At 71.4% G+C, this 18906-nt stretch carries 19 protein-coding genes; 6 read left to right on the top strand and 13 right to left on the bottom strand.

Annotation, left to right across the window (positions count from 1 at the left end):
- Positions 1 to 33 precede the first annotated feature (33 nt).
- Positions 34 to 1179, bottom strand: a complete 1146-nt coding sequence (locus HDA41_RS12235) for a serine hydrolase domain-containing protein (RefSeq protein WP_184983363.1) — start codon at positions 1177 to 1179, stop codon at positions 34 to 36.
- Positions 1176 to 3755, bottom strand: a complete 2580-nt coding sequence (locus HDA41_RS12230) for a M14 family zinc carboxypeptidase (RefSeq protein WP_184983362.1) — start codon at positions 3753 to 3755, stop codon at positions 1176 to 1178. The genes HDA41_RS12235 and HDA41_RS12230 overlap by 4 nt, the downstream gene beginning before the upstream one ends.
- Before the next feature lie 177 nt (positions 3756 to 3932).
- On the opposite strand from HDA41_RS12230, the gene HDA41_RS12225 reads away from it, so the two are divergent.
- A complete protein-coding gene (locus tag HDA41_RS12225; protein ID WP_184983361.1) occupies positions 3933 to 4757 on the top strand; it encodes an EI24 domain-containing protein in 825 nt (274 codons plus the stop codon).
- Here HDA41_RS12225 and HDA41_RS12220 read toward each other — a convergent pair.
- Positions 4711 to 5979, bottom strand: coding sequence for a pyroglutamyl-peptidase I (locus tag HDA41_RS12220; protein ID WP_184983360.1), 1269 nt, complete (start codon positions 5977 to 5979; stop codon positions 4711 to 4713). The two genes, HDA41_RS12225 and HDA41_RS12220, sit on opposite strands and share 47 nt — an antisense overlap.
- Before the next feature lie 72 nt (positions 5980 to 6051).
- Here HDA41_RS12220 and HDA41_RS12215 point away from each other — a divergent pair, with 72 nt between their 5' ends.
- Positions 6052 to 6510, top strand: coding sequence for a LysE family translocator (locus HDA41_RS12215; protein WP_376706778.1), 459 nt, complete (start codon positions 6052 to 6054; stop codon positions 6508 to 6510).
- A gap of 163 nt (positions 6511 to 6673) precedes the next feature.
- Here HDA41_RS12215 and HDA41_RS12210 read toward each other — a convergent pair whose 3' ends face one another.
- Together HDA41_RS12210 and HDA41_RS12205 are read right to left on the bottom strand one after the other, a co-directional pair.
- Positions 6674 to 7645, bottom strand: a complete 972-nt coding sequence (locus tag HDA41_RS12210) for an aldose epimerase family protein (RefSeq protein WP_184983357.1) — start codon at positions 7643 to 7645, stop codon at positions 6674 to 6676.
- A 15-nt stretch (positions 7646 to 7660) separates the two neighbouring features.
- Positions 7661 to 8560, bottom strand: a complete 900-nt coding sequence (locus HDA41_RS12205) for an SGNH/GDSL hydrolase family protein (protein ID WP_184983355.1) — start codon at positions 8558 to 8560, stop codon at positions 7661 to 7663.
- Positions 8561 to 8818: 258 nt separating this feature from the next.
- Between HDA41_RS12205 and HDA41_RS12200 the strand changes: the two genes are divergently transcribed.
- A complete protein-coding gene (locus HDA41_RS12200; protein WP_184983353.1) occupies positions 8819 to 9313 on the top strand; it encodes a DUF3145 domain-containing protein in 495 nt (164 codons plus the stop codon).
- 78 nt (positions 9314 to 9391) lie between these two features.
- Here the strand turns inward: HDA41_RS12200 and fabF are convergent, their stop codons facing one another.
- The 5 genes from fabF to fasR form a co-directional block, all read right to left on the bottom strand.
- Complete coding sequence (fabF, locus tag HDA41_RS12195) at positions 9392 to 10663, bottom strand: beta-ketoacyl-ACP synthase II (protein ID WP_184983351.1); 1272 nt, start codon at positions 10661 to 10663, stop codon at positions 9392 to 9394.
- 86 nt (positions 10664 to 10749) lie between these two features.
- Positions 10750 to 10998, bottom strand: a complete 249-nt coding sequence (locus tag HDA41_RS12190; protein ID WP_031131297.1) for an acyl carrier protein — start codon at positions 10996 to 10998, stop codon at positions 10750 to 10752.
- Positions 10999 to 11079: 81 nt separating this feature from the next.
- Positions 11080 to 12081 (bottom strand): ketoacyl-ACP synthase III, encoded by a 1002-nt coding sequence (locus HDA41_RS12185; protein WP_184983350.1) that lies wholly within the window; start codon positions 12079 to 12081, stop codon positions 11080 to 11082.
- Between the two features lie 16 nt (positions 12082 to 12097).
- A complete protein-coding gene (locus HDA41_RS12180; RefSeq protein WP_184983347.1) occupies positions 12098 to 13030 on the bottom strand; it encodes an ACP S-malonyltransferase in 933 nt (310 codons plus the stop codon).
- An 89-nt stretch (positions 13031 to 13119) separates the two neighbouring features.
- On the bottom strand, positions 13120 to 14322 hold the full coding sequence (fasR, locus tag HDA41_RS12175) for a fatty acid biosynthesis transcriptional regulator FasR (RefSeq protein WP_184983345.1): 1203 nt from the start codon (positions 14320 to 14322) through the stop codon (positions 13120 to 13122).
- Between the two features lie 61 nt (positions 14323 to 14383).
- On the opposite strand from fasR, the gene HDA41_RS12170 reads away from it, so the two are divergent.
- Positions 14384 to 15034, top strand: coding sequence for a pirin family protein (locus tag HDA41_RS12170; protein WP_184993340.1), 651 nt, complete (start codon positions 14384 to 14386; stop codon positions 15032 to 15034).
- A 36-nt stretch (positions 15035 to 15070) separates the two neighbouring features.
- On the opposite strand, the gene HDA41_RS12165 is transcribed toward HDA41_RS12170, so the two are convergent.
- Together HDA41_RS12165 and HDA41_RS12160 are read right to left on the bottom strand one after the other, a co-directional pair.
- Positions 15071 to 15886, bottom strand: a complete 816-nt coding sequence (locus HDA41_RS12165; RefSeq protein ID WP_184983343.1) for a serine hydrolase domain-containing protein — start codon at positions 15884 to 15886, stop codon at positions 15071 to 15073.
- 18 nt (positions 15887 to 15904) lie between these two features.
- Entirely contained in the window at positions 15905 to 16372 is a 468-nt protein-coding gene (locus tag HDA41_RS12160) for a GNAT family N-acetyltransferase (RefSeq protein ID WP_184983341.1), read from the bottom strand.
- 98 nt (positions 16373 to 16470) lie between these two features.
- Here HDA41_RS12160 and HDA41_RS12155 point away from each other — a divergent pair, with 98 nt between their 5' ends.
- Both HDA41_RS12155 and HDA41_RS12150 read left to right on the top strand, forming a co-directional pair.
- Positions 16471 to 16935 carry a MerR family transcriptional regulator gene (locus HDA41_RS12155; protein WP_184983339.1) on the top strand — a complete coding sequence of 155 codons (465 nt, stop codon included), beginning with the start codon at positions 16471 to 16473 and terminating at the stop codon, positions 16933 to 16935.
- Positions 16932 to 17945 (top strand): aldo/keto reductase, encoded by a 1014-nt coding sequence (locus tag HDA41_RS12150; RefSeq protein ID WP_184983337.1) that lies wholly within the window; start codon positions 16932 to 16934, stop codon positions 17943 to 17945. The genes HDA41_RS12155 and HDA41_RS12150 overlap by 4 nt, the downstream gene beginning before the upstream one ends.
- Positions 17946 to 18026: 81 nt before the next feature.
- On the opposite strand, the gene HDA41_RS12145 is transcribed toward HDA41_RS12150, so the two are convergent.
- The gene (locus tag HDA41_RS12145) at positions 18027 to 18884 is read right to left on the bottom strand and encodes a DUF4429 domain-containing protein (RefSeq protein ID WP_184993338.1); all 858 of its coding nucleotides are present in this window, start codon (positions 18882 to 18884) and stop codon (positions 18027 to 18029) included.
- Positions 18885 to 18906: the final 22 nt, after the last annotated feature.

Here is an 18906-nt window from a genome sequence, read left to right as displayed (position 1 = left end):
ACGTGGGGTGCGGCCTTCGTCCGCGCCCGGGCGTCAGAGGGCGAGCGCCGCCCTGTGGATCGCCAGCGCCAGGCGGTCGTTCTCCGGGGCTGCGCCGCCCGGGAAGGCGAAACGGCGGCGCGTGTAGCCGTACGCGAGGCCGCTCCACGGGTCCGCGAAGGCCTGTGAGCCGCTCGCGCCGCTGTGCCCGATCGTCCCGGCGCCGAGGAACGGGTGCGCCACGTCAGCCGTGATCTGGAAGCCGAGTCCGAACGACCTGTGGGCACGTGCCACCAGGTCGTAGCCGACCGAGTGGAACTGGCCGAACTCCGCCACCGTGTCCGGCTTCAGCAGCGGGGCCCGTTGGTCCACCTCGCTGATCGCCGCCGCGTACGTCCCGGCCAGGCCCCGCGCGGACGCCACCCCGCCCACCGACGCCGGTCCCTTGGCGCGGATCAATGGCATGTTGGGCAGCGAGGCGAGGTCGGTCGGCTCCGACGCGTTGCGGTTGTAGGCGATCGAGGCGAGCGTGTGCGGACCCGTGGGCGTGGCGTCGAGGAGGGCCTGCTGGTCCGGCGTCGGCGCCATCGGCTGGGTGGTGCGGAAGCGGGGCTCCTGGGGCGCGGGCAGGCCCAGGTGGAAGTCCAGGGCGTACGGGGCGCGGATCCGCTCCTGGTAGACCTCCTGGAGCGTGCGGCCCGTGGCACGGCGCACGACCTCGCCGACCAGGGCGCCGCTGACCATCGCGTGATAGCCGAACGCCGTGCCGGGGCGCCAGAACGGCCGCTGGTCGGCGAGGCGTTCGGCGAGCTGGCGGTCGTCGGCCAGCTCCGCGAGGGTGAAGCCGGAGTCCGTGCCGACCACGCCCGCCCGGTGCGCGAGCAGGTCGCGCAGGGTCAGCGCGCCCTTGCCCTCGGCCCCGAACTCCGGCCAGTAGTACGTCACCTTGCGGTCCAGTTCGAGCGTGCCGTCCTGCACGAGGAGGGCCACGACCAGGTAGGCGGCGCCCTTCGTGGACGAGAACACGCCGTAGAGGGCGTCCGCGTCGGTCCCCGCCCACAGGTCGACCACCTTGCGGCCGTGGACGTAGGCGCACAGCTGGCCCTCGTAGTCGGCCCGTTCCCCGGCCACGAACGCTGCGAACTCCTCGCGCACCCCCTCGAAGCCGTCGGCTATGGTGCCGTGGATCTCCTGCGTCATCCGCTCTCCTCAACTGAACCGCTGTGTGCCACTGTGAACAATGCCCTTGCCACCTGCGGGAATTCCCCCTTGGGGTGGGCCCGGAAGAGTGGTTCGGTGCCGAACAGAACCGTCCGGCCGCCGCTGACCACCGAGGCCTGTCCCGCTGCCGCCGCGGGGCCGCCGGTGCCGTTCCGGAGCGGGCGCCAGTGCCCGGAGACGAGCGGATTCCCGGTCGCGTACGACTGCTCCACCCGCACGCCGGGACCGAGGTCGGTGAACCACAGCGGGGCGTAGACGAAGGCGTGCGCGGGAGCGTCGTGCGTGACGCGGCCGGCGTTCTCCGTTCGTACGACGCCGTTGGCGTCCGTGTTGCCCTCGACCGGCTTGACGGCCAGCCGGTCCGCGGCAGCGTTCAGGGCCGCTCCCCTCGTGCCCCGGCCGACCAGGCCGTGGTCGTCGAGGAAGGCGTCCAGGGCCCTGCGGGCGGGGGCGGTCAGGGCGGCGTGGTCCAGGCCGGCGGACACGAACAGCACGTCCGTGCCGGACCAGTCGAAGCCGGAGTTCAGGACGGCCGTCGAGACCGGCGTGACGTCGAAGTTCATCTCCCGCAGGGCGAACAGCTCACCCGGCGTGACAGCGGCGGCGACCCGGAGGCGGGGCAGGGGTGTGCCGCCGGAGAGGCGCGTCGCCGTGAAGGAGACGTCGTGCGTGCGGGCGGCCACGGCCGCCTGGCGGCGGGCCGAGGCCGGGACGATCGCGCTGCCGTCCGGCCCCTGGCGTACCCGAACGCCCTGTCGCAGAAGGGAGTTGAGGGCCGCGATCTCGCGCGGGTCGGTCAGGCGCAGACGGAGGTTGCCGCCGGCAGCCGTGTGGGCGACGGGGGCCGCCTGGGTGACCGGGCGCAGGGGCACGCCCCGCAGGCCGCCCGACGGCACCTGCTCGACCGTGGCGCCCCACAGGCGGCCCAGACTCCAGCCCGAGATGTCGTACATCACCGACACCTTGCCGCTGATGTCCTGGCCGTCGGCCAGCAGCACGTTCGCCATGCCGCGCTTGGGCTGGTGCATGTCGACGACGTAGGAGCCCTCGGGATAGGTCCGTCCGGCGAGCCGGAAAGGCCGGGTGGCGCGGGTGACGCGGACGTCGTTGGCGAGGAGGTGGTCGACGAGACGGGCCGCGGCCGGGGCCGAGCGCTGCGTGCGGGAGTCGCCGGGCGGGATGACGTAGGCGCGCGGGAACGTGGTCGTGTAGACGTCCTCCGGGCCGATGCCGGGGACGCCGGGGACCGTCCGCGGTGACACCGGTACCTGCGGGGCACCGGCCGCGCCGCGGCGGAAGACCTCGATCTGGTCGCTGATGAGCTGGGCGCGGTGCTCCCGGACGTGGTCGAGGGTCGCGCGGATCGCCGCGCCCGCCACCGCCGTGTTGACCGCCGAGCGGCGGCGCAGCTCCGGGACGGGGAGTTCGTCGTACTCCTCGTTGTTCACCGCCAGCGGGATCTCCACCGTGTGCGCGGCGACCGTGCCGTGGAAGGCCGCGTACTGCGGGGTGAAGATCGGCGGCCAGTCGTCCCAGCCCTCCTCCTGGTCGCGGAACGGGATCTGGACCGGCTCCACGCCGTCCTTCGCGGGCGTGTAGCCGAGGGCGTTGACCGCGGACTCCATGCCGAGAGCGTTGGCGTAGCTGTTCTTCAGGAAGAGGTCGTACTCGTAGTTCTCGCCGTGCGGGGGAGTGGTGGGCTCGATGAGCGTGCCGTTGACGTAGCCGTGCAGGTCGAGCAGGACGGCCGGCTGCTTGTCCAGCTCGATCTGCCGCATCGCGCGGGTCTCGGGCTGGGAGGCGGTGACGAAGTCGCGGTTCAGGTCGAAGCCGCCCGCGTTGGCGCGGGTCCCGGCGATCCGGCCGTCCGGGTTGGCCGTGATGTTGAAGTACAGGCGGCTGCGCGCCAGGAGGTCGCGGGTCCTGGCGTCGTGCGCCGTCGCCAGCTGCTCGACGATCTTCAGCGAGGCGTCCGTGCCCTCCCACTCGTTGCCGTGGATGTTGCTGTTGACGAAGACCGGGGTCTTGTAGGAGCGCTTGATCTCAGGGGACTTCGCGGCCGTCGCGGGGGCGTTCTCGATCAGCTCGCGCATGCGTTCCTGGGCGCGGGCCTGGCGGGTGGTCTCCGGGGCGGTGACGGTGACGAGGTAGAGGCGGTGGCCGCCGGCCGAGCGGCCGGTCACCTCCACGCTCACCCGGTCGCCGAGGCGTTGCAGGGCGTTCAGCTTCGGGGCGATCGCGTGGTACGGAGTGAGGCCCAGCTTCAGGGACTTGTCGCCGGGGTTCTCCCGGTCGGGGGAGAGGACCTGGCGGCGGGGGTAGCCGCGGGCGGGCGCCGCGGTGGAGGTGCCGGCGGGAGTCTCCGCGGCCAGTGCGCGCCGGGCCGCGCTCGCGGGAGCCTGTGCCGCTCGGTCGTCCACGGCGGCGCCCTCGCGGGTGACGGGCTTCGGGTCCGCGCCGGCGGTGTCGGGGCCGAGCAGAAGTGAACCCGCCGTGGCGAGCGTGAGCGTGACGATCAGTACAGGTCTCGCGGGAACGGTTCTCGTGGTGCGCACGCGTACCTCCAACGGGGCTTCCTGAGATCGGTACGGCGAGGTGTACCGGTTCGACTCAACGGCAACAAGGCCGCCTTGGTGTCACCGGTGACCCGGACGGCCCTTCGCGGACAGCTGTGACGCCGGTGTGACCGGAGCGCGTCAAGGGCGCGACACCAGCACCGATAGGGTTTTCCCATGCGCGATCTCGGGGTGGGTTTCCGGTACCTGCTGAAGGGCCAGCGATGGGTGGCCCGGCACGGCAAGAGTTACGGCTTCGGGCTGCTCCCGGGCCTGATCACCCTCGTCCTGTACGCGGCGGCGCTCGTCGCGCTGGCGCTGTGGGGCGAGGACGCGGTCGCCTGGGCGACTCCCTTCGCCGACGGCTGGTCGAGCCCCTGGCTCGGGCTCTTCCGCGGCTTCCTGACCGCCGTGCTGTTCGCCCTCGCCCTGCTCCTGTCCGTCGTGACGTTCACCGCGGTGACCCTGCTGGTCGGACAGCCCTTCTACGAGAACCTCTCCGAGAAGGTCGACCGGGACGTGTCCCCGGACGGCCACGCCCCCGAGTCCGGCCTGCCGCTCTGGCGCGAGCTGTGGATCTCCGCCCGGGACAGCCTCCGGATCGTGCTCCGGGCCGCCCTGTGGGGCGTCCTGCTGTTCGCGTGCGGTTTCATCCCCGTCGTCGGCCAGACGGCCGTACCGGTGATCGGGTTCTTCGTCACCGGGTTCTTCCTCACCGAGGAACTGACCGCCGTCGCCCTCCAGCGCCGCAGCGTCGAACTGCGCACCCGCCTCGGCCTGCTCCGCTCCCGCAAGACCCTGGTCTGGGGCTTCGGTACGCCGCTGGCCGTGGCCTTCCTGATCCCGTTCGTCGCCGTGTTCCTGATGCCGGGCGCGGTCGCCGGCGCCACCCTCATGGCGCGGGAACTGCTGGGCGAGGAGATCCGGGAGGACGGAGGGGAGGGCGAGGGGGCCGTCACGACTCTTCCGCAGCCACCCTCAGGATCGTCCTCACCTGCCTGATGATGTCCAGCCGGTTCCGCACGAACTCCGGGTCGGTGACCTCCGTGGTGTTCCCAGCGCCGAACTGGAGCACGGGTGTGTGCACATGCCCGCCCGGCAGGACATCGTGCAGACCCAGCCGGTCCCGCAGCAGGGTCGCCCGGTAGGCGATCTCGTTGGACAGGTAGTCACCGCCACCGCCCGCCCGGGCGGTCGAGCCGGGGGTCGGCCCGTCCGGGCGGACGACGGGCTCGGTGCCGCCGGCCGGGATCTCGGTGACGCCGGTGTTGTCGTACACCGGGAAACGGCCGGTGTCCGCGGCCACGATCGCCCGGTACGGCAACGTGGTCGTCGTCCACTGCGGCTGCGAGGCCGGGTCGGTGACGGGGACGGTCTCGGTGCGGCCGATGTTGTCGTTGTCCGCGAAGCCGCCCCGCCAGGCCCCGTTGGTCCGCTCCACGTCGAACCGCCCGACCCGGCCCTGGCTCACGGTCATGAACAGGTCCGCCTTGGGCAGGTGGGGCCGCAGGGTGCGTTCCACCGTTCCCTCCGTGAAGTCCCGCCAGCGCACCGGGAACACGGCCGTCTCGACCCGGGCCGGGCCGTCCGCCGTCTCGACCACCGTGCCGTCGAGCGCGAGCGCCGTGGCGCCGGACGGGTTGGAGATACGGATGTCCCGGTCCAGGGTGAACGGGTCGAAGCCGGTGACCAGAATCCGCTTCAGGCCCTTGCCGTGCGGGAGGGGGGTCCCCCCGCTCGCGCGAAGCCGAGAGTGGGGGAGGAGGTCCGCCTGACCGCGCGAGGTGCGCTCCAGCTCGTCCAGCAGCGCCGCCCGCTGCCGGTCCGTCACGCCGAACTCCGGCTCCCAGGTCCGCACTTCACGCGTCATGCCGAGCCGCGCCCAGTACAGCGGCCGGTCGTCGTCCCGGCTCAAATCCCCGCCCGCCGGCCCACGCCCCTGCGCCCGGTCGACGGCCCGCCGCCACAGCTCCGTTCCCTCACGGGCGACCGCCCGGCGCGCCTGCCCGTAGGAGCGGGCCGCGTCGAGCGCCCGGCCCAGCCGCGGAGCCACGCTGTCGAATCCGGAACGCCGCAGGATCTCCCGTGGCACGTCTTTGTCGAGCCGCTGCTCCTCGACGGTGGGGGAGGGGACAGACGCGGCGGCGCTCGCGGCCGTCGGGGCGGTGAAGCCGGCCAACAGGGCGAGACCGAGGACGCCGAGGCGAACGCGTAGGGAGCTCAAGGGAGTTCAGGCCCTTTCGTCGTGGGCGTGCGGGACGTGTCGCAGTATCACGTGACGGGAGTGGCGTACGCCATGGCGCATGACCCACGGCTCGCGTGGGACCCGCACCCGCAGGGCGCGTGCGGCGGCCGGGCGCGGGGAGGGGGCGGGACGATGCCGGACCTTGTGGGGTTCCTGGGGGTGGTCCTGCTCGCCTACCTCGTGCCCGGCCCCGACTTCCTGGTGATCGTACGGGCCGCGGCCCGGCGTCCCGCGCTGGGCTGGGCAGCCGCCTACGGAGCCCAGACGGGACTGTGCGTGCACATGTGCGCCGCGGCACTGGGCCTTTCGGTGATCGCCGCCCGGTCGGCCCAGGCCTTCACCGTGATCAGGCTGGCGGGCGCCGCCTACTTGGTCTGTCTGGGCGTGAAAGCCCTGCTGGAGGCCCGCAAGGGCACCGGGCGCCGGCGCCCGCCGGGATTACGGATCCCGGAGGAAACGCGGAAGCCTTCGAGATCTGGGGCGATACGACCAAGTCGTGGTCGTTCGTGAAGGGTTCGTACGAGATCCAGGTGGGGCGCTCGATCACGGACCGCAGGATCACCGCGACGATTAACGTCTGATCCGGGACGAGGTCCCCACAGAGCAGCCCCGGTCCGGGACCTGACCCCTGGACCGGGGTTCGTGCTCTCCCGGCCCTTCCGGCCGCGAGGGCCTAACGGGTACCGAACCCGTACACCGTCTCCGAGCGGTACACCTCGCCCGGCCGCAGTACCGTGCCCGGGAACTCCGGCCGGTTCGGGGAGTCGGGGAAGTGCTGGGTCTCCAGCGCGATGCCGTCGCCGGGCGCGAAGGGCTCGCCCAGATGGTCGGCGGTGTACAGCTGGAGTCCGGGCTCGGTGGTCGCCACCGTCAGCACCCGCCCGGACGCCGGGTCGTACAGCTCCGCGACCTTGGCCGGGACGTCCGTCACACCCTTGTCGAGCACGAAGTTGTGGTCATAGCCGGCGCCGACCTTGCGGGCCTCGCGGAAGTCGAAGCGCGTGCCGGTCACGTCGTCCAGGCTGCCGGCCGGGATCAGGTCCGCGTCCACCGGCGTGTACCGGGAGGCGGCCAGCCGTAGCTCGTGTCCGCCCGCGTCACCGGCACCGGCCAGGTTGAAGTAGCTGTGGTTCGTCAGGTTCACCACGGTCGGCGCGTCCGTCACGGCCTCGTACTCGATCCGCAGCGCCCCGCTCTCCTGCAGCGTGTACGTCGCCGACACCTCCAGCCGCCCAGGGAACCCCTCCTCGCCGTGCGGACTGACCCGCGCGAGCCGCACGCCGTGCTCGACGGGCGTCCCCTCCCACACCCGCTTGTCGAAGCCACGCACTCCACCGTGCAGCGCGTTCGGCCCGTTGTTCGGTTCGAGTGCGTACATCCGCCCGTCCAGCGGGAACCGGGCACCGGCGATCCGGTTGGCGTACCGCCCGACCAGGGCGCCGAGGTACGGATCCGGGTGAGCGAGATAGCCGTCGAGGTCGGGGAACCCCAGCACCACGTTCCCGGCGCGCATCTCCCGGTCCGGCACCTCGACGGACTGCACGATGCCGCCGTACGACAGGATCCGCACCCGGACGCCCGCCCGCTCCAGGGTCCAGCGGTGCACCGGCGTTCCGTCGGAAAGTGTGCCGAAGAGTTCGTTCATGTGCGGAACTCTAAGTCAGGCCCTGGGCCGGGGTCGTTCCGCCGTGACGGTCCGGTACGCGATCTCCGCCAACCGGGCCTGTCCGTTCACGCTCGGGTGGAAGTAGTCCCAGCGGCTCAACTGGGCGGTGCCGAAGCGGTAGTCGTACACCGCGTCCCCGTCGTAGCGGCACCGCTCGTCCTTGGCGCAGACCTCCTTCAGGACCTTGTTGTAGTCCTCCACCCGCTTCTGCACCGTGTTCCGCCGCAGGTTCGCCGCCGCGTCCACGGCGTCCGCGTCACCCAGCATCGACGGGCAGATCCCCAGCTGCCAGACCTGCTTGCCCATCGGACTGGTGCGGCCCTCGGACCACAGCCGCTTCAGGTTCGGCACGCTCGCCACGAACACCTGGGCCCTGGGCAGCGCCTTGCGCAGGCTGCGCAGGGAGTCCTCGAAGTCGGCGCGGAACTCCGTGACCGGAGTCATCGCCGAGGGGGTGGCCCGGCAGGCGTCGTTCGCCCCCACCATCACCGTCACCAGCTGGGGCTTACGCCGTACCGCCTGGGCGATCTGCCCGGGCAGGTCCGCCATCCGCGCCCCGGTCACGGCGTAGTTCCAGCTCCGCTCCGCGGCCCCGGCCCGCCCCAGCAGCCGGACGGCGAGGGAGTCCACCTCGGGGCTCGCGCCCGTCGCCCAGGACGCCTCCGGGCAGTCCTGCAGCACGTCACAGGCGTCGAAACCGCGCGTGATGGAGTCGCCCACGGCCGCGACGGAACTCGGGCTGCGGTCCCAGAGGGGCGTGGGCTTCGGGGACGGCTTGGCGGTAGCGGACGGTGCGGGGGAGTCACCCCCGACCGCATCACATCCGGCGACCCCCAGGGCAGCCGCCACGGCCACCGCGAGAACGACCCGTGAACGGTGGCTTCGCTTCCGCATCCCTGGTCCTTCCCCTCGCCGCGCCGTGCCTGTCTGCCCAACCCATAACAACGCACGAGGGTTCCCGACCGATCAGGTGCAACGGCTCACACCCGTACAAGCGTCCCCCTGGGTGAATGGCGGCGTTTCCCGGCGCCGGGAGCGACCGTACGTCACACTCCTCGCGTCACCGCACGGTAGCCTCGCCATCAACGTGACCCGCCCGGTCACAGCCGTTCCGCCCGTTTCCAAGATGTCCCGCTCTGCCCGGAGGTTCCGGTGACGACACGTGGAGTTCTGTACGTGCACTCCGCGCCGCGCGCGCTGTGCCCGCACGTCGAGTGGGCCGTCGCCGGGGTGCTCGGTACGCGCGTCAGCCTGGACTGGATCCGTCAGCCCGCCTCCCCGGGCACCTGGCGCTCGGAGTTCTCCTGGCAGGGCCAGGCGGGCACGGCGTCGAAGCTGGCGTCGGCGCTGCGCGGCTGGCACCTCCTCCGCTTCGAGGTCACCTCGGAACCCTGCCCCACCGCCGAGGGCGAACGCTACAGCTGCACTCCCGACCTGGGCATCTTCCACGCCGTCACCGGCATCCACGGCGACATCCTCATCCCCGAGGACCGGCTGCGCGCCGCCCTGCAACGCAGCCAGCGCGGCGAAACGGACCTGGAGGCCGAGCTCAACAAACTCCTGGGCAAGCCCTGGGACGACGAGCTGGAGCCGTTCCGCTACGCAGGAGAGGGCGCCCCGGTCCGCTGGCTCCACCAGGTGGTCTGATTTCTTTTCAGCACGCGTGAAGGGCCCTCACCGAGTGGTGAGGGCCCTTCACGTCGTAGGGGTGGAGAGCAGGTCCTCTCACACCGTCCGGAACGCCAGCACCACGTTGTGCCCGCCGAACCCGAACGAGTCGTTCAGCGCGGCGATACGGCCTTCGACCGGCAGCTTCCGAGCCTCACCCCGGACGACGTCGGCGTTCGCCTCGGCCTCGGGGTCGAGGTTCTCCACGTTGATCGTCGGCGGAGCCACCCGGTGGTACAGCGCGAGCACGGTCGCGACCGTCTCGACACCACCCGCACCACCCAGCAGATGCCCGGTCATCGACTTCGTCGCGGACACCGCGATGTGGTCGGTGTCGTCACCGAACACCTTCCGCAGCGCCTTCAGCTCGGCGATGTCACCGGCCGGCGTCGACGTGGCGTGCGCGTTGACGTGCACGATCTCCGCAGGGTCCAGGTCGGTCCGCTCCAGCAGGTTCTGCAGGGCGTGCGAGATGCCCCGCCCCTCCGGCTCCGGCTGCACGATGTCGTGGCTGTCGGCGGAGATGCCCTGCCCGACCGCCTCGGCGTACACCCGGGCACCGCGCTTGGCGGCGTGCTCGGCGGACTCCAGGACGACGACACCGGCGCCCTCGCCGAGGACGAAGCCGTCGCGGGCGATGTCGTAGGGGCGCGACGCGCCCTGCGGGTCGTCGTTGTTCTTGGACATCGCCATCATGTTGCCGAACGCGGCGATGGGCAGCGGGTGGATCGCCGCCTCCGTACCACCCGCGACGACGATGTCGGCGCGGCCGGTGCGGATCATCTCGATGGCGTAGCCGATGGCCTCGGCGCCCGAGGCGCAGGCGGAGACCGGCGTGTGCACGCCCGCCCGGGCACCCACGGCCAAGCCCACGTTGGCCGACGGGCTGTTGGGCATCAGCATGGGCACGGTGTGCGGGGAGACGCGGCGGACGCCCTTCTCCTTCAGCACGTCGTACTGGTCGAGGAGCGTCGTCACGCCGCCGATGCCGGAGGCGATGACCGCGCCGAGCCGGTCGGGGTCGACGGCCGGGTCCTCGCCGGCCTTCGCCTCGAAACCGGCGTCGGCCCAGGCCTCCTTGGCCGCGACCAGCGCGAACTGCGCCGAGCGGTCCAGTCGGCGGGCCTGCGGCCGCGGGATGACCTCGGTCGGCTCCACGGCGACCGGGGCCGCGATCTTGACGGCCTGGTCGGCCGCCCACTCCTGCTCCAGGGGCTTCACGCCGGAACGTCCGGCGATCAAGCCCTCCCAGGTAGAGGCTACGTCGCCACCCAGCGGTGTGGTTGCGCCGATACCGGTGACGACCACGGTGCGATTGGTCGAGCTCACGGGAATTCTTTCTCCAACGGATCCGAGGATTAAGCGGCGCCACCGCCGGGTGGCGGGGCAGTCAGCCCGAAGGCCTGATCGGTCGATCAGCCCTGGTGCTTGAGGATGTAGTTCGTCGCGTCGCCGACGGTCTTGAGGTTCTTGACGTCCTCGTCCGGGATCTTGACGTCGAAGCGCTCTTCGGCGGCGACGACGACCTCGACCATGGACAGCGAGTCGACGTCCAGGTCGTCGGTGAAGGACTTGTCCAGCTGGACGTCCTCAACCGGGATGCCGGCGATCTCGTTCACGATCTCGGCGAGACCGGCGACGATCTCTTCCTGAGTGGCGGCCATGTCGGCGCTCCTTCGTAGATGTTCCTGAGGGTGTGGCAGGTGTTTCTCCCGTACCGGACCGCATGATCCGGCACGGAGTGCCTAGGGGAGGGTAACGACAGTCGCGGCGTAGACGAGACCCGCCCCGAAGCCGATGACGAGCGCGGTGTCGCCGCTCTTCGCCTCGCCGGTCGCCAGGAGCCGCTCCATCGCGAGCGGGATCGAGGCGGCCGAGGTGTTGCCGGTGGTGCGGATGTCACGGGCGACCGTGACGTGCTCCGGCAGTTTCAGCGTCTTCACCATCGAGTCGATGATCCGCACGTTGGCCTGGTGCGGGATGAAGACATCCAGGTCGTCCACGGTGATCCCGGCCGCGTCCAGCGCCTGCTGGGCGACCTTCGCCATCTCGAACACGGCCCAGCGGAACACCGCCTGGCCTTCCTGGGTGATCGCGGGGAACTTCTCGACCGTTCCGTTCCGGTAGTCCGTCCACGGCACGGTCTGCTTGATGGTCTCGGACTTGTCGCCCTCCGAGCCCCACACGGTCGGGCCGATCGCGGGCTCCTGGGACGGGCCGACCACGACCGCGCCGGCACCGTCGCCGAACAGGAAGGCCGTCGCCCGGTCCTCCAGGTCGGTCAGGTCGCTCAGCCGCTCGACGCCGATCACCAGGACGTACTCCGCCGAGCCCTCGACGATCATGCCCTTGGCGAGCGTGAGGCCGTAGCCGAAGCCCGCGCAGCCCGCCGAGATGTCGAAGGCGGCGGCCTTGTCGGTGCCCAGCTTGTCGGCGATCTCGGTGGCGACGGCCGGGGTCTGCTTGAAGTGCGAGACCGTCGAGACGATCACGCCGCCGATCTGCTCGACGGAGATGCCCGCGTCCGCGATGGCCTTGCCGGACGCCTCGATCGACATCGCGGCGACGGTCTCCTCGTCGGAGGCCCAGTGCCGGGTCTCGATGCCGGAGCGCGAGCGAATCCACTCGTCGGAGGACTCGATCGTCTCCAGGATCACCTCGTTCGGCACGACCCGGGTCGGGCGGTAGCCGCCGACGCCGAGGATGCGCGCGTACGGGGCGCCCTTGCTGGGCTTGATCTTCGCCATGCTCTCGGGCTCCTTCTCAGGCACTCTGCTCGGCGATGAGCTCGCGAGCCGCGTCGAGGTCGGCGGGGGACTTCAGGGCCAGCGTCTTCACACCGGGCAGGGCCCGCTTGGCCAGGCCGGTGAGGGTGCCGCCGGGGCACACCTCGATCAGCGCCGTGACGCCGAGTTCCTTGAAGGTCTCCATGCACAGGTCCCAGCGGACCGGGTTGGCGACCTGGCCGACCAGACGGTCCAGCACCTCGGTGCCGGCGGCGACCGCCTGCCCGTCCTTGTTCGAGACGTAGGTGACCTCCGGGTCGCCGGGCGTCAGGGCCTCGGCGGCCTTCGCCAGCGTGTCGACCGCGGGGGCCATGTGGTGGGTGTGGAAGGCGCCGGCCACCTTCAGCGCGACGACCTTGCGCACGCCCTCGGGCTTGTCGGCCTCCAGCGCGGCGAGCTGCTCCTTGGTGCCGGCCGCGACGATCTGGCCCGCGCCGTTGATGTTCGCCGGGGTCAGGCCGAGCTTCGTCAGGTGCGCAACCGTCACTTCGGGGTCGCCGCCGAGGAGGGCGGCCATGCCGGTCTCGGTGACGGCGGCGGCCTCGGCCATGGCGAGTCCACGCGTGCGGACCAGGCGGAGCGCCTCCTCGTGGGGGAGCACCCCGGCGAGCGAGGCCGCGGTGATCTCGCCGACGCTGTGACCGGCGATGGCGCCGACCTTCCGCGGCAGCTCCGCCGGGTCGTCGAAGAGCATGTACGCGGACGCCAGTCCGGCCGCGACCAGCAGCGGCTGGGCCACCGCGGTGTCGCGGATCTCCTCCGCGTCGGCCTCGGTGCCGTAACGGATCAGGTCGAGTCCCGCGGCGTCCGACCAGGCCTCGAGGGCACCGCGAACACCGGGGAAGTCGAGCCATGCAGTCAGGAAGCCGGGCGTCTGGGCGCCCTGGCCGGGAGCGACGAGTACGAGCACTCTCACACTCTCTCTTGGGGACGGGCACGGCCGCCCGTGAGGACAGGGACGAAGAACACGAGGGGGTTTTGTCGAGCCCCGACAAAACCTTAGGGCTGGAGATCTCCATCGACCAGACGCCCCAGGATCAGCGCGATCCGCAGTGTGAACGCAGAGCGTACATCGGAGGGTGACCAACCGGTGACGTCAGTCACACGTCGAAGCCGGTAGCGGACGGTGTTGGGGTGAACGAACAGCATCCGGGCGGCGCCTTCGAGGCTGCTCGCCTGTTCGAGATAGACGCTGAGCGTCTCCAGGAGCGCGGCACCGGCCTCCTCGAGCGGTCTGTAGATCTCCTCCACCAGCTGCTCACGGGCCGAGGGGTCGCCGGCCATCGCCCGCTCCGGAAGCAGGTCGTCCGCCAGCACCGGGCGCGGGGCGTCCTGCCAGGCGGAACACGCCTTGAGGCCCGCCGCCGCGGCCTGCGCGGACCGGGTCGCCGCCAGCAGGTCCGGCACCACCGGGCCCGCCACGACCGGCCCGGCCGCGAACGGGCCGATGAGCGACTTGGCGACGGCCAGCGGATTGTCGCTGCCGCCCGCGATGACGACCAGCCGGTCCCCGAGAACCCCGGTCAGCACCTGGAGCTTGGCGTGCCGGGCCGCGCGCCGTATGGCCTCGACGGTCAGCTCGCTGTCGCCGTCGGGCGCGGTGCCGAGCACCACGCACACGTGCTCGGGCGAGTTCCACCCGAGGGCGGCGGCCCGCGACACGGCACCCTCGTCGGCCTCGCCGCTGAGCACGGCGTTCACGACCAGGGACTCGAGGCGGGCGTCCCAGGCGCCGCGTGCCTCGGCGGCCTGTGCGTACACCTGGGCGGTGGCGAAGGCGATCTCCCGGGCGTACACGAGCAGCGCCTCGCGCAGCACCCTCTCGTCGCCCGGGGCCGCGACCTCGTCGATCGCGGACTCCATGACCTCGATGGTGGTGCGCACCATCTCCACGGTCTGCCGCAGTGTGATGGCCCGGGTCAGCTCGCGCGGCGCGGTGCCGAACACGTCGGTGGAGATGGCCTGCGGGGCGTCGGGACGCCGGAACCACTCGGTGAACGCGGCGATGCCCGCCTGCGCGACCAGACCGATCCAGGAACGGTTCTCCGGGGGCATGGCCCGGTACCAGGGCAGCGTCTCGTCCATCCGCGCGATGGCCTGCGCGGCGAGCGAGCCGGACGACTTCTCCAGCCGCTTCAGCGTCGCGGCATGCGGGTGGACGTGGGCTGCGGCTTCGTTCTTGCTGGTTTCGGGTTCGGGCACGGGACAAGACTGCCTTATCCGGACGGGAAGGCGCGTCGCCGGGTCTACGGTGGACTCCGTGATGGACATTCGGCGCGCTGATCAGCGCTACCACGGTGGCGACCCGGCGGCCGGAATCGAGAGCCGGCACGCCTTCTCCTTCGGCCCCCACTACGATCCGGACAACCTCCGTTTCGGCGCCGTGATCGCCTGTAACGAGGAGCACTTGGCGCCCGGCGCCGGCTTCGACGAGCATCCGCACAGCCACACCGAGATCGTGACGTGGGTGGTCGAGGGCGAGCTGACGCACCGGGACTCCACCGGGCACGAGTCGGTGGTGCGCCACGGAGACGTGCAGCGGCTCAGCTCGGCGGGCGGCGTGCGCCACGTGGAGCGCAACGACGGCCCCGGCCCTCTCACCTTCGTCCAGATGTGGCTGGCCCCGCTCCGGCCCGGCGACGACCCGTACTACGAGGTCGTCCACGGCATCGCCGACTCGACGCCCTACGCCGTCCCGGAGGCCGGCGCGATGCTGCACGTACGGCGCCTGGGGGCGCGGGAGCGGACGGCGGTACCGGACGCGGCGTACGCGTACGTGCACGTCGTACGCGGTGACGTACGCCTGGACGGCGAGACGCTGGGCGCCGGTGACGCGGCCCGGATCACGGGCGCCAAGGGCCTGGAAGCCGAGGGCGTGACGGAGGCGGAGCTGCTGGTCTGGGAGATGTCCTGAGCCGGGAGGCACCGCACGGGACTTTGCGGACACCCCCTAGAGGTCGGCCAGCACCGCGTCCGTGAACACCGGCCACGCCTCGATCGCCCACGGCCCGAACGCCCGGTCCGTCAGCGCGACGCACGCGGCCCGCGCGTCGGGGTCGATCCACAGGAACGTCCCGGACTGCCCGAAGTGCCCGAACGTACGCGGCGAGGACGAAGACCCGGTCCAGTGCGGTGACTTGGAGTCGCGGATCTCGAAGCCCAGCCCCCAGTCGTTGGGGTTCTGGTGGCCGTACCCCGGCAGGACGCCCTTCGTGCCCGGGTAGTGCACGGTCATCGCCTCGGCGACCGTACGGGGGTCCAGCAGGCGCGGGGCCTGCAGCTCGGCCGCGAACCGCAGCAGGTCCTCGACCGAGGACACACCGTCCTTGGCCGGAGAGCCGTCGAGGGTCGTCGAGGCCATCCCCAGCGGCTCCAGCACGGCCTGCCGCAGGTACTCCCCGAACGGGATGTCGGTCGCCTTCGCGACGTGGTCGCCCAGCTGCTCGAAGCCGGCGTTCGAGTACAGCCGCCGTTCCCCGGGCGGGGCCGTGACCTTGTGCTCGTCGAAGGCGAGGCCCGAGGTGTGCGCGAGCAGGTGCCGGACCGTGGACCCGGCCGGACCGGCCGGCTCGTCGAGCTCGATGGCCCCCTCCTCGTACGCGACGAGCACCGCGTAGGCGGCGAGCGGCTTGGTCACCGACGCGAGCGGGAACCGCTGTCCGGCCGGTCCGTGGAGGCCGAGGACGGTGCCGTCCGCCCGTACGACACCCGCCGCGGCGGTGGGAACCGGCCAGTTCTCGATCAACGCGAGGCTCTTCAGCGACATGCCTTCGAGCCTATGCGCTCAGAGCGCCAGCTCCAGCAAGGGGTCGGGCTTGGGCCGGAAACCGAGGGAGACGTACAGCGGCTCGGCCTCCGGCGAGGCGGTGAGCTGCACGCGCCGGGCGCCGCGCTCGCGGAACCACTCCAGCAGCGTGGTCGTGCACGCGCGTGCGTACCCTCGGCGCCGGGCGGACGGGTCGGTGGCGACACTGAAGACGAAGCCCACCATGCCCTGCGGGTCGCCCGACTTCCCGATGCGGTAGTCGATCGTCCCGGCCACCAGCGACGCCAGCGTCCCCGGCCGCTCAGGGTGGTCCACCACGAACGCCGCGAACTTCCCGTCCGCTTCGGCCAGTCTGGCCTTCAATGTGGGAAGCGACTCCCCGTGCCAGGCGGTGGCGGGGTCACCGAACAACGAGTCGATCATGATCTGGCGCAGGCGCAGGACTTCCTCGGCGTCCTCGGGCAGGGCGCGGCGTACGACACTCATGACGCCCTACGCTAACCAGCCCGGTGAAGAAGTGTCCTGCCGATTTCTTACCGTCGGCGCTTGCTTGGAGTGCACTCCAAGGTCCTAGCGTTGGGGTCATGACGGTGATGGAGACCATGGGGGCCAGTGCCGACACCTGCGCCGGCCCGCCGCAGCAGAACCGGCGCCCGGACGGCCAGGACAGGTACACGATCAGCGAGGTCGTCGCCCTGACCGGCCTGACGGCGCACACCCTGCGCTGGTACGAGCGCATCGGCCTGATGCCGCACATCGACCGGTCCCACACCGGCCAGCGCCGCTACACCAACCGCGACCTCGACTGGCTCGACCTCGTGGGCAAGCTCCGCCTGACGGGCATGCCGGTCGCCGACATGGTGCGGTACGCGGAACTCGTGCGTGAGGGTGACCACACCTACGGCGAGCGCTTCGAGTTGCTGCAGACGACCCGCGAGGACGTGCTGGCCAGGATCGACGAACTCCGGGGCACGCTCGCCGTGCTCGACCGGAAGATCAGTTTCTACGCGGACGCCGGGCGTGCCCTGGCGTCGGAGAGGTCCCGATGACGGACGGCAGGATCACGACGGCGAAGCTCGGCGACCACGGCCCCGAGGTGGGTGTCCAGGGTCTCGGCTGCATGGGCATGAGCTTCGCCTACGGCCCCGTGGACGCGGACGCGTCCCGCGCCACCCTCGAACGGGCGCTCGAACTGGGCGTCACCTTCTACGACACGGCCGACGCGTACGGCGCCGGCGAGAACGAGCGGTTCCTGTCGCCGTTCTTCAAGGCACATCGCGACGAGGTCGTCATCGCGACGAAGTTCGCCCTGTCGATCCCCCCGGACGACCCGACGCGACGCGTCATCCGCAACGACCCGCCCTACATCCGCCAGGCCGTCGAGGCGAGCCTGAAGCGCCTCGACGTCGATGTCATCGACCTCTACTACATGCACCGGCGCGATGTGAACGTGCCGATCGAGGAGAGCGTCGGCACCATGGCCGACCTGGTCCGCGAGGGCAAGGTCAAGCACCTGGGCCTGAGCGAGGTCACGGCCGACGAACTCCGCGCGGCGCACGCCGTGCATCCCATCGCCGCCGTGCAGTCGGAGTGGTCGCTGTTCAGCCGTGACATCGAGACGCACGTCGTCCCGGCGGCCCGCGAGCTGGGCGTGGCCCTCGTCCCGTACTCGCCTCTCGGCCGAGGCTTTCTCACCGGCTCCTTCGCCAGGGCGGAGGAGCTGTCGTCCGACGATTTCCGCCGCCAGCAGCCCCGTTTCACGGGCGAGAACGCCACGGCCAACGCGACCCTGCTGGAACTCATCCGCTCGGTGGCCAAGGCCCACGACGCCTCCCTCGGCCAGATCGCTCTGGCCTGGGTCCAGCAGCAGGCGACGGTCCGCGACCTCCCGGTCATCCCGATCCCCGGCACCCGCAAGCCGTCGAGGGTGGAGGAGAACACGGCGGCGACCAGGATCGTCCTGACGGACGAGCAACTGGACCTGCTGGACGGCATAGCGGCCCAGGTGGCGGGCAACCGCTACGCGGACATGACCTTCACGTCAGCAGGCAGGGAGTAGGGGGATGCCCTAGGGGCGCGGGGAACTGCGCGAACAACCACGTGCAACCCGCGCCCGCCACCGCACCGAACCCGGCAGACGCTACAGCTCCGCCAACAATTCGGCCTTTTTGAGCGAAAACTCCTCATCAGTCACCAAACCGGCCTGATGCAACTCCCCGAGATGCCGGATCCGCTCGGCGATATCCGCAGGATCACGCCGCGGCCCCGCCGCGGACACGGCCGCCACCGGACTGGACACCCGTACCGCCGCCAACACCGCCGCGGCGAACGGCAGCGACTCGTGCACAGGCCCGTACCCCAGCCCGAACACCACCGCGGCCGGGTCCTGATCGGCCTGCGCCGCGGACTCCCCGGCATCGCGCCGCAACAACCGCAGATGCCCCTCGAAGACCTCCGGCGACCGCCACTCCACCCCGTTCAGCTCCCCGACGGAGAAGCTCTGGTCCCCGGCCTTCCACTTCGCCGACGACGCCCCCGTCCAGAACCACCGGAAGTTCACGGTCCGCCCGTCGAACGAGGCCTTCCCGTCGTACGCCTTGAAGGACAACGGCCCCTTCGGCGGCTCCACGAGGAACCGCTCCGCCGGCCCGGACTCCGTCAGCAACGCCCGCAGCTCGTCGGCGTAGTACTCCGCGAGGACCTCCCGCTCGGCGGGCAGCACCAGCCGGTAGGGATCGCCGCTGTCCTTGAGCTGCCCGGCGGCCGCCTCCATCAACGGGTCGGCACCGGGCCGCGGCTCGACGCGCAGCACCACCGTGCCGCGCTTCCCACGCGTCAGTGTCACCCCGGCGATCGCCTCCAGGGGCACACGACGTTCCCCCAGTGCCTGGAAGAGCTTGGGTGTTCGAATCCCCCGTTCGTAACGGATGAGCACGGAGTCGGACTCGAACTCCCAGGCGGCATGAAATCCGGCCAGTACGTCACCCATGCGGCTCATCGTATGCGGCACGCGCTCCTCC

This window comes from Streptomyces caelestis, assembly GCF_014205255.1.
Lineage (GTDB): Bacteria > Actinomycetota > Actinomycetes > Streptomycetales > Streptomycetaceae > Streptomyces > Streptomyces caelestis.
This window is presented reverse-complemented; position numbering and strand designations above follow the sequence as displayed.

Bases quoted from the DNA above. Each gene is read 5' to 3' on its own strand.
- HDA41_RS12170 (WP_184993340.1), top strand. From the start codon at position 14,384: ATGGACATTCGGCGCGCTGATCAGCGCTACCACGGTGGCGACCCGGCG.
- HDA41_RS12150 (WP_184983337.1), top strand. From the start codon at position 16,932: ATGACGGACGGCAGGATCACGACGGCGAAGCTCGGCGACCACGGCCCC.
- HDA41_RS12160 (WP_184983341.1), bottom strand. From the start codon at position 16,372: ATGAGTGTCGTACGCCGCGCCCTGCCCGAGGACGCCGAGGAAGTCCTG.
- HDA41_RS12235 (WP_184983363.1), bottom strand. From the start codon at position 1,179: ATGACGCAGGAGATCCACGGCACCATAGCCGACGGCTTCGAGGGGGTG.
- HDA41_RS12190 (WP_031131297.1), bottom strand. From the start codon at position 10,998: ATGGCCGCCACTCAGGAAGAGATCGTCGCCGGTCTCGCCGAGATCGTG.
- HDA41_RS12165 (WP_184983343.1), bottom strand. From the start codon at position 15,886: ATGTCGCTGAAGAGCCTCGCGTTGATCGAGAACTGGCCGGTTCCCACC.
- HDA41_RS12225 (WP_184983361.1), top strand. From the start codon at position 3,933: ATGCGCGATCTCGGGGTGGGTTTCCGGTACCTGCTGAAGGGCCAGCGA.
- HDA41_RS12215 (WP_376706778.1), top strand. From the start codon at position 6,052: ATGGCGCATGACCCACGGCTCGCGTGGGACCCGCACCCGCAGGGCGCG.
- HDA41_RS12155 (WP_184983339.1), top strand. From the start codon at position 16,471: ATGACGGTGATGGAGACCATGGGGGCCAGTGCCGACACCTGCGCCGGC.
- HDA41_RS12205 (WP_184983355.1), bottom strand. From the start codon at position 8,560: ATGCGGAAGCGAAGCCACCGTTCACGGGTCGTTCTCGCGGTGGCCGTG.
- HDA41_RS12185 (WP_184983350.1), bottom strand. From the start codon at position 12,081: ATGGCGAAGATCAAGCCCAGCAAGGGCGCCCCGTACGCGCGCATCCTC.
- HDA41_RS12210 (WP_184983357.1), bottom strand. From the start codon at position 7,645: ATGAACGAACTCTTCGGCACACTTTCCGACGGAACGCCGGTGCACCGC.
- HDA41_RS12145 (WP_184993338.1), bottom strand. From the start codon at position 18,884: ATGAGCCGCATGGGTGACGTACTGGCCGGATTTCATGCCGCCTGGGAG.